The organism is Rhodococcus sp. NPDC019647 (genome assembly GCF_044389235.1).
Classification (GTDB): Bacteria; Actinomycetota; Actinomycetes; order Mycobacteriales; family Mycobacteriaceae; genus Rhodococcus_F; species Rhodococcus_F oxybenzonivorans.
Genome location: NZ_JBIRXS010000061.1, coordinates 1 through 8530 on the forward strand (window position 1 = coordinate 1; position 8530 = coordinate 8530).

The following is an 8530-nucleotide window of genomic DNA, read 5'->3' on the forward strand; positions in this document are numbered from 1 at the left end:
CGGCGGTGGCGTTGGTCGTTCCCAACGACGACTCCGCCTACGCGCAGATCCCGGCGTTGCAGGCCGCCGGCCGGGGCATCTCGCGTGTGATGGCATCCCACATTCGCCCAGGGTAGTGACCGGACCCACAATTTCCCTCTCATTTAATGAGAATGATCTGGCGGTGGGGTGGCCGGGCGAAGGATCCTCGATCTGAAGACGAGATCAAGGAGTTTCAGATGTCTGCAAGCCCTGTCCCCTCCGGCGCACTGGCGGACTCCCTGCGGGTGACCGCGAAAGAGGTTGTGTCCGAAGGTGTTGTGGCGTTGACGCTGCGGCACCCCGACAACCGGCGGCTGCCCGACTGGGCGCCGGGCGCCCACATCGATCTCATACTGCCCTCGGGTGCGACGCGGCAATATTCCCTGTGCGGTGACCGCTGGGACGCCTACAGCTACCGCGTCGGAGTGTTGCGCGAACCGGACGGCCGCGGCGGATCGGCGTTCATCCACAACACGCTGGTCGTGGGGGACATGGTGGGGGTGGGTGGTCCCCGCAACAACTTCCCCCTGGCGCCGGCACCGAAGTACCTGTTCATCGCCGGCGGCATCGGCATCACACCCTTGATCCCGATGATCGCCCAGGCGGAGTTGATGGGCATCGACTGGCAACTCCTTTACGGCGGGCGGACCCGCAGCTCGATGGCGTTCCTCGACGAACTCGCCGCCTACGGCGACAGGGTGGTCGTGGCGCCGCAGGACGAGTGCGGGCTACTCGATTTGCAGACCTGGCTCACCGCGGCCGCCGCCACCGAGACGAAGGTGTATGTCTGCGGTCCGGAACCGTTGTTGAACGCGGTCGAAATGTGTTGTGTGAATTGGCCGATCGGCAAGCTTCGGATGGAGCGGTTCGTTCCGAAGGAGCAGGGAGCCCCGGTACGGGATGAGCCGTTCGATGTCGAACTCGCCCGCAGCGGGCTGACGGTGACGGTCACCCCCGATATGAGTGTTCTCGATGCGGTGCAGGGCGCGGGGGTGAATGTGTTGTCCTCGTGCGGTGAGGGGACGTGTGGCACCTGTGAGACCGCGGTCCTGTCCGGTGCACCGGACCACCGCGATTCCATTCTCGAGGACGACGAGCGTTCGGCGGGCGACTGCATGTTCATCTGTGTCTCCCGCGCCTGCTCCGACCGCCTCGTTCTCGATCTCTGAGAACCCCTCCGACGAAGGACTTTTGCCGTGACTACGTTCGCCCCCGCCCCCCATGTGCCGGTCAGCCATGTCGACCCGTTCGGCCTCGATGTCCTCGAAGATCCGTTGCCGTTCCAAGCGGATCTGCGTGACGCAGGACCGGTGGTGTACCTCGACCGCTACGAGGTGTTCGCGATGGGCCGCTATGAGCAGGTGCACGCCGCACTGACCGACTGGCAGGGCTTCCAATCCGCTGCCGGTGTCGGGTTGAGCAACTTCCGCTACGAAAAGCCCTGGCGGCCACCGAGCCTGCTGCTCGAGGCCGACCCGCCGCACCACGACGCACCCCGATCGGTGCTCAGCAAGGTCCTCGGCCCCCGCGCGTTGCAGAAACTGCGCGCCTCGTGGCTGGTCGACGCTGAGGTCCTCGTCGACCAGGTCCTCGAATCGGCGACGGAATTCGACGCAGTCACCCGGCTCGCGGCCGCGTTCCCGCTGCGCGTGTTCCCCGACGCCGTCGGTATTCCCGAGGCTGGCCGGGAAAATCTCCTGCCCTACGGCGACCACCTGTTCAACGCGTTCGGCCCGGTCAACAGCCTCGTCGAGAAGGGCGCACCCCGCGTCGGGGAGCTGTCCGGGTGGGTGAACGCCCAATGCACTCGCGACGCGTTGTCCGAGGACGGGTTCGGGGCGCAGATCTGGGCGGCCGCCGACCGCGGCGACATCACCTACGAGCAGGCCCCGCTCATCGTGCGCTCGCTGCTCTCGGCCGGGGTGGACACCACCGTCAACGGCCTGGCCGCGGTGCTGTACGCCTTCGCCTCCCATCCGGATCAGTGGGCGCGGGTGCGGGCGAACCCGATGCTCGCCCGGACCGCCTTCGACGAGGCGGTGCGGTGGGAGTCGCCGGTGCAGACGTTCTTCCGCACCGCCACCCGCGACATCGAAGTCGGCGGCACGCTGATTCCGGACGGCCGCAAGATTTTGATGTTCCTCGGCGCAGCCAACCGGGATCCTCGCCGGTGGGAGAACCCGGACGCGTTCGATCTCTCCCGCAACCCGTCGGGGCATGTCGGTTTCGGGATGGGCATCCACCAGTGCGTCGGCCAGCACGTCGCTCGCCTCGAATCCGAGGCATTGTTGACCGCGCTCGCCGCCCGGGTGCAGACGATCGAGCTGACTGGCACCCCCCGCCGGCACCTCAACAACACCCTCCGGTCCTGGGAATCGGTGCCGGTCCGGGTGCAACTGGGCTGACGAGGGGGAGGATGGTGATCGGGGAGTAAGGAAGGTCTACCGGTGAGTGTCGAACCTGCCCCGGAGCCGAAAGGGGAACTCTCCGCGCAGCAAGGGATGCTGCGCGAGGAGATCGCGCTGTCCTGGCGGCGCTCGATGCTCAGCGGGCTGCGCCCGGACGACCCATTCGACTCGGCCTCGATCGAGGAGACCGATCGGCGGAGCCGCCTCTTCGACGCGGCAACTCCGATCCTCGACCGCATGCAGGACGACCTCGCCGAGACCCGCTACTGCGTGTTGCTGGCGGACCGGGACGCGCGGCTGATCGATCTGCGTGTCGGCCAGCGCCGCATTCAGGACCAGATCGAAGAAGACGGGGCGATCCGGGGTCGGTTGTTCACCGAGGAGAACACCGGGACCAACTCCATCGCCACCGTGTACGAGACACGCCAACCCCTCGCGGTGCGGGGGGAGGAGCACTTCGTCGAGGCAATGAAGAAGTACAGCTGCTACGGGTATCCCCTCACGCATCCGACGACCCGGCGGCTCGAGGGTGTGCTCGACGTGACGTTCCTCAGTGAGGACGACAGCCCCCTGCTCCGGCCGATGCTCACCCGCGCTGTCGAGGATGTCCACCGCCGACTGCTCGAGGGCGCCCGATCCACCGAGACCGCCCTGCTCGCGGCGTTCCAGGAGGCCGTCTCCCGCCGGCGGGGTGCGCCGGTCGTCGCGATCGGTGAGGACGTGTTCTTCGCCAACACCGCCGCCCAGCAGGTCCTCGATTCGGTCGATCACACCGTGCTGCGGGCGGTGACCGAAGGAACGCCCAGCGGACGCCAGCTCACCAAGGACCTCACCCTCAACTCCGGGCTGGCGGTGCGCGCGATCTGGAGCCGGGTGACCTCCCGCGGCGGGGTCGTTCTCGAATTCGACCCGGCGCAGACGCCCCGTCACCGACAGTCGGCAGTGGACCGGCGGGAGGTGGGGGCCGCGCCGGCCCGGACGGTCACGGGCAGGCTCGCCGCCGCACGGGAACACCGCTTCACCACCCTGATCACCGGGGACCAGGGCACCGGCAAGAGCCGCGCCCTGACGACCTTGGCGGGTGATACGCCGGTGGTCCGGCACCGTGCCACCGTCCTGACCGACGCCCCCGCCGCCCGCTGGCTCGAGGATTTGCGCCAGTCCCTGGATGCACACACCGGGCTGGTCGCCGTGGAGGACTTCCACCTCCTGCCCCCCGCGATGGCTCGCCGGGTCGGTGACCTCCTTGCTGACAGTCACGCCTGGTGGGCGATCTCGAGTGGACCCCTCGATGCCGGCGCGGCCGAACACCGGCGGATCCTGCCGCACTGCCGCGTGCAGATCACCCTCGCATCTCTGCGCTCCCGGGCCGACGAGATCCCGCAGCTCGTGCGGGAGATCCTCCGGGAGATCGGCGCCGCCGACAGTGTCCGGCTCACCGCCGGCGCCGTCGACGCGCTCACCCGCCACCGGTGGCCGGGCAACATTTCAGAACTCAGGACGATCCTCGAGGCCGCCGTCCGCCAGCGCTCCTCGGGCGACATCACCGCCGATCAACTGCCGGCGCTCACGCCGGGACCCCGGCAGGAGCTGAGCCCCCTGCAGCGAGCCGAGCGTGAGGCCATCGAATGCGAGCTCGACCGCAGCGGCGGCAACAAGCTCGCCGCGGCGAAGAATCTGGGCATCAGTCGCACCACCCTGTACAAGCGGATGAGCCAGCTGGGCATTTTCGGCTGAACAGGACCGGGGATGTGAGGAAAAGTGTCCAGAACGCGAACACTGTGCAGACGTGATCGGCGTCACCATGGTTTCACTATCGATCCTGTTTGAAGGAGCTTTGCCATGACGCTGCACATCGACTCGCTGTTCATCGGGGGCGAGTGGATCCCGCCGACCTCCTCACATCGCATCAACGTGATCTCCGCGAGCACCGAGGAGCACATCGGATCCGTTCCCGAGGCCCGCGAGGCCGACGTCGATGCGGCCGTCGCGGCGGCGCGTGCGGCGTTCGACGACCCGTCCGGGTGGAGCCAGTGGAGTGCCGCGGACCGGGCTGATGCCCTCGACAGCCTCGCCGACCAGCTCGAGGCCCGCGCCGAGGAGATGGCCCGCCGCGTCTCGGCGCAGAACGGCATGCCGATCGCCATCGCCCGGCAGCTCGAAGCCGGATTCCCGGTCGCGGTGATCCGCTACTACGCGGGCGTGGTCCGAGCCGCATCGTTCGAGGAGTCCCACCCGCATCTGCTCGGCGGTACCACCACCGTCCGCCGCGAACCCCTCGGTGTCGTCGCCGCGATCGCCCCCTGGAACTTCCCCCAGACCCTGGCCTCGTTCAAGTACGCGCCCGCCCTCGCCGCCGGGTGCACCGTGGTCCTCAAACCGTCCCCGGAAACCGTCCTCGATGCCGCCCTGTTCGCCGAGGCCGTCGCAGCCTCCTCCGTTCCGGCCGGGGTGATCAACATCGTCCCTGGCGGCCGCGAGGTCGGTGCCTACCTGATCGCGCATCCGCACGTCGACAAGGTCGCCTTCACCGGTTCTACCGCCGCCGGCCGCCAGATCGCCGAAGTGTGCGGTCGGCTGCTGCGGCCGGTGACCCTCGAACTCGGCGGCAAGTCGGCGGCCATCGTGCTCGATGACGCCGACCTCGATCTCGCCACCATCGGGGAGAAGCTGTTCGGGGCGACGCTGCTCAACAACGGTCAGACCTGCTTCCTCGGCACCCGGATCCTGGCCCCGCGCAGCCGCTACCACGAGGTGGTCGGTGTGTTCGAGGCGCTCGCATCGTCACTGACCGTCGGGGATGCCCTCGATGAGGCCACCCAGATCGGCCCGATGGCCAGCGACCGGCAACGCGAACGCGTCGAGGGCTACATCGCCAAGGGCCTCGGTGACGGCGCACGCCTGGTCACCGGAGGCCACCGGCCCGCTGCCCTCGACACCGGCTGGTTCGTCGAACCCACCGTATTCGCCGACGTCGACAACTCCCACGCCATCGCGCAGGAAGAGATCTTCGGCCCGGTGCTGTCGGTGATCCCGTACACCGACGTCGACGAGGCGATCGCGATCGCGAACGCCACCGACTACGGCCTGGGCGGCACCGTATGGACCGCCGACCCGGACCGCGGTATGGACGTCGCCCGCCGGGTACGAACCGGCACCATCGGCATCAACACGTACCTGCCCGACCCGAGTTCGCCGTTCGGTGGGGTCAAAGACAGCGGCATCGGCCGGGAACTGGGCCCCGATGCCGTCACCAACTTTCAAGCAGTCAAGTCGATCTACGCGTAGGAGCAGACGATGAGCAAGGGTTACAAGTGGATCGCTGCCGAGCGGGAGAGCCTCGATCCCTACGTGGACTACGAGAAGATCTGGAAGCTGTCGACGTGCTACTACGTCAACGACTTCATGATGAATTTCCTGTACACCACCGGCTTTCCGCACTTCATTCTCCCCCCGCACGGCGGTGAGGTCATGTACCGGGCCAACACCGGAAAGGCGATCCATCAGCCGGACAAGCGCGAATCCGACACCGCAAAGCACTTCTGGCGGTGGTTCGAAATGGGCCCGTCCGATCTGGCCACCCAGAAGTCGATCAAGCAGGTCAACGCCATCCACCAGGGCATCGCCAAGAAGTACCCGGGCCGCTACACCAACCTGGAGGACTTCACCTACACGATGTGCTGGATCGGCGCCGACATGCATCGACTGCGCCTGCGGGTCGGCCTGTCCGGCTACACCGAAAAACAGAAGATCGCCACCCACCTGTACTGGCAGGAGATTGCGAAACTGTTCCGCGGCGAAAATCCCGAATCGCGCCCAGGTGAACCGGTTTTCGACGCCCCGATCTCCGACTTCCCCACCAGCTTCGACGGCATGCTCGAGTACATGGACAAGTACGAGGCGATCGACTACCCGTACACCGACGAGGGTGCCGCCACCTGCGAAGCGATCATCGATCAGTTCACCCACCGCTGGTTCCCGAAGGGAACCCGGTTCCTGGGCCGGCAGATGATCCTGTCGCTGCTCGACGAACCCCCACACCGTGTCCACCGCCTGCCGTACCCGAACGTCCTGGTTCGCAAGGTGATGGAGTTCGGCTTCGCGGCGGTCGTCTACACCCAGGAGCACATCCTGCCCGACCCGAAACTCTCCACCCCGGAAAAGCATCGACGCGCCCAGGCCGGAAAGAAGCCCCGTGAGGTGGCGGTGGCATAACCGTCCGTTCGGGTGAAGGCGGCGTCGGGGCCGCTTCCACCCGAACCGGTCTGCAGGACTGACACGAATGGCCACCGCCCCGGGAACGCATACCGTTCCCGGGGCGGTGGCCATTCGCATACACGCGAACTTTCCGTCCTCTCGGATCCGACCTATCTCATCGGTGATCGCACGCTGGTGGTGGGCAACGCCTCGACCTCCGAGCCGACCCGTTCGACCAGGACCGCCATCTCATAGCCCACCTGCCGGATGTCGCAGTCCGCGGATGCAGCCACGGCCAGTTGGGAGCCGTCACCGACGCTCATCAGTAGCAGGTATCCGCCGTCCATCTCGATCACCGACTGCAGCACCCGGCCCCGATCGAACAACTCGGACGCACCGGCCGAGAGGCTGGCCAGACCTGAACTGATCGCTGCCAGTTGCGTGGCGCGGGCCTCGGGGAGATGCTCGCTTGCTGCCATGAGGAGCCCGTCCGCGGAGAGGAGGACAGCATGAGAGACGCGGGGTACGTCTCGAGCGAAGTTCGATACCAGCCAGTCCAGGGGACGGTGGTCATGGGAACTCATCAGTAATACGGCCTTTCATTGTGGGTACCGCAGTCGATCGGGTCCTCGTCACCAGGATCGGCCCGGGTGGCCCGTCCGTCGCGCACGCCGCTCAGATGGGCGGTGAGACTGTCGCGGATCGATTCCGGATCACGTCGCCGCGGTGGACCTGCACCGGTCACCCCCCCGGGGACCAGGCGCTGACCGGGAACACGTTGAGGTAGTCCTGATTCGGTGACGGTGTCGACCGCGGCTTCGGCGGCGTGCCGTGCAGCGGACCACCCGGAGTCCGCGGGCGAGACCCAGTCCCGGCCGGAGTGCCGGGAGCGGGTAGTGGTTGGGTCGGTCAGCCACTCCGAGACCATGCCGAAGTAAATGGGCGTGGTGACCGTCGCCACATCCTCCGCATCGGATCCGGGTACCGGTGCCGGTACCGGGTGCTGTGCCACGGCACGCAAATGTCGTGGTTTCAGCTCAGACGGTCCTGTTCCGGTGCCGTTGACAGTCGGAGGATGGTCCGCCGGGGCAGCGATTCCGTCCCGCGAGGCTTCCCGCTGGCGCCGTACCGAGACCGGCGACCGGTCGTCGTCTGCGGAGAGTGCGGGGAGTGCGTCTGGTGCGGGTCGTGCCTGCCGCACAGATGACGGTGCCGGTACCGGGAGGTGCTCGCTGCGGCGCGATTCGGCGGCAGCTGTGGGCAGTGCGGGCGTGTCGGCGGCGGCCACCAGCAGCCGGCCCGGAATGTCGACGGTGGCGGTAACACCCGCGTTGCGGGCGGCGCCCAGGGTTGAGGACAACTGCACCGTCATCCAGTGCCGGGCGGCGAGTTGTCCGACGACGAACAAACCCATGTGCCGGGTGGTATCTGTGGTGGCGTCCGCGCGGGTCGCCAGGCGGGCATTGATTGTGGCCTGGTCCTGTCGGGAGATCCCGATGCCGTGATCGACGACGCTGATGACCGTGCCGCCTTCGATGGTGCGGGTGAACCCTATTGTGACGGTCGTGTCGGGCGGGGAGGCGCGTAGTGCGTTGTCGACGAGCTCGGCGAGCATATGCACAAGATCGACCGCGACCGCCGCGGTCAGCGACCCGGTCGGCGCGGATTCGATGTGTACGCGCTGATAGCTTTCGACCTCCGAGATCGCGGCACGGGCGATGTCACCGAATCTGATGGGCGCCTGGCGGGCGCGGGGGCTGCGGTCCCCGGCGAGGATGAGCAGGTTCTCGCCGTTGCGGCGCAACCGCGCGGCTAGACATCCCAGGGCCGTAAGTTGTCAAGCCGCTTGGGCGATGCGGCGGTGGTCCCAGGCGATGTGTTCGTCGTAGTGGGTGTGGTGGCGG

7 protein-coding genes and 1 pseudogene are annotated in these 8530 nt (G+C 67.4%); 6 read left to right on the forward strand and 2 right to left on the reverse strand.

The window, feature by feature from the left end; translation table 11 throughout:
* The 6 genes and pseudogenes from ACH49N_RS38630 to ACH49N_RS38655 all read left to right on the forward strand — a co-directional run.
* Positions 1 to 116: pseudogene (locus ACH49N_RS38630) on the forward strand (IclR family transcriptional regulator); the annotation flags it as partial.
* 102 nt (positions 117 to 218) lie between these two features.
* A complete protein-coding gene (locus ACH49N_RS38635) occupies positions 219 to 1190 on the forward strand; it encodes a PDR/VanB family oxidoreductase (RefSeq protein ID WP_358278737.1) in 972 nt (323 codons plus the stop codon).
* Positions 1191 to 1217: 27 nt separating this feature from the next.
* Positions 1218 to 2426 (forward strand): cytochrome P450, encoded by a 1209-nt coding sequence (locus ACH49N_RS38640; protein WP_358278739.1) that lies wholly within the window; start codon positions 1218 to 1220, stop codon positions 2424 to 2426.
* Positions 2427 to 2468: 42 nt separating this feature from the next.
* Positions 2469 to 4166 carry a helix-turn-helix domain-containing protein gene (locus ACH49N_RS38645; protein WP_358278741.1) on the forward strand — a complete coding sequence of 566 codons (1698 nt, stop codon included), beginning with the start codon at positions 2469 to 2471 and terminating at the stop codon, positions 4164 to 4166.
* Between the two features lie 105 nt (positions 4167 to 4271).
* Positions 4272 to 5717, forward strand: coding sequence for an aldehyde dehydrogenase (locus tag ACH49N_RS38650; protein ID WP_358278743.1), 1446 nt, complete (start codon positions 4272 to 4274; stop codon positions 5715 to 5717).
* Between the two features lie 9 nt (positions 5718 to 5726).
* Positions 5727 to 6644 (forward strand): hypothetical protein, encoded by a 918-nt coding sequence (locus tag ACH49N_RS38655; protein ID WP_358278745.1) that lies wholly within the window; start codon positions 5727 to 5729, stop codon positions 6642 to 6644.
* A 152-nt stretch (positions 6645 to 6796) separates the two neighbouring features.
* Here ACH49N_RS38655 and ACH49N_RS38660 read toward each other — a convergent pair whose 3' ends face one another.
* Both ACH49N_RS38660 and ACH49N_RS38665 read right to left on the reverse strand, forming a co-directional pair.
* Complete coding sequence (locus tag ACH49N_RS38660; protein ID WP_358278747.1) at positions 6797 to 7210, reverse strand: roadblock/LC7 domain-containing protein; 414 nt, start codon at positions 7208 to 7210, stop codon at positions 6797 to 6799.
* Positions 7210 to 8430, reverse strand: coding sequence for an ATP-binding protein (locus ACH49N_RS38665; protein WP_358278749.1), 1221 nt, complete (start codon positions 8428 to 8430; stop codon positions 7210 to 7212). The genes ACH49N_RS38660 and ACH49N_RS38665 overlap by 1 nt, the downstream gene beginning before the upstream one ends.
* Between the last annotated feature and the right edge of the window lie 100 nt (positions 8431 to 8530).

Excerpts from the sequence above, each read along its gene's own strand:
- ACH49N_RS38660 (WP_358278747.1), bottom strand. The coding sequence starts at position 7,210 with ATGAGTTCCCATGACCACCGTCCCCTGGACTGGCTGGTATCGAACTTC.
- ACH49N_RS38655 (WP_358278745.1), top strand. The coding sequence starts at position 5,727 with ATGAGCAAGGGTTACAAGTGGATCGCTGCCGAGCGGGAGAGCCTCGAT.
- ACH49N_RS38635 (WP_358278737.1), top strand. The coding sequence starts at position 219 with ATGTCTGCAAGCCCTGTCCCCTCCGGCGCACTGGCGGACTCCCTGCGG.
- ACH49N_RS38650 (WP_358278743.1), top strand. The coding sequence starts at position 4,272 with ATGACGCTGCACATCGACTCGCTGTTCATCGGGGGCGAGTGGATCCCG.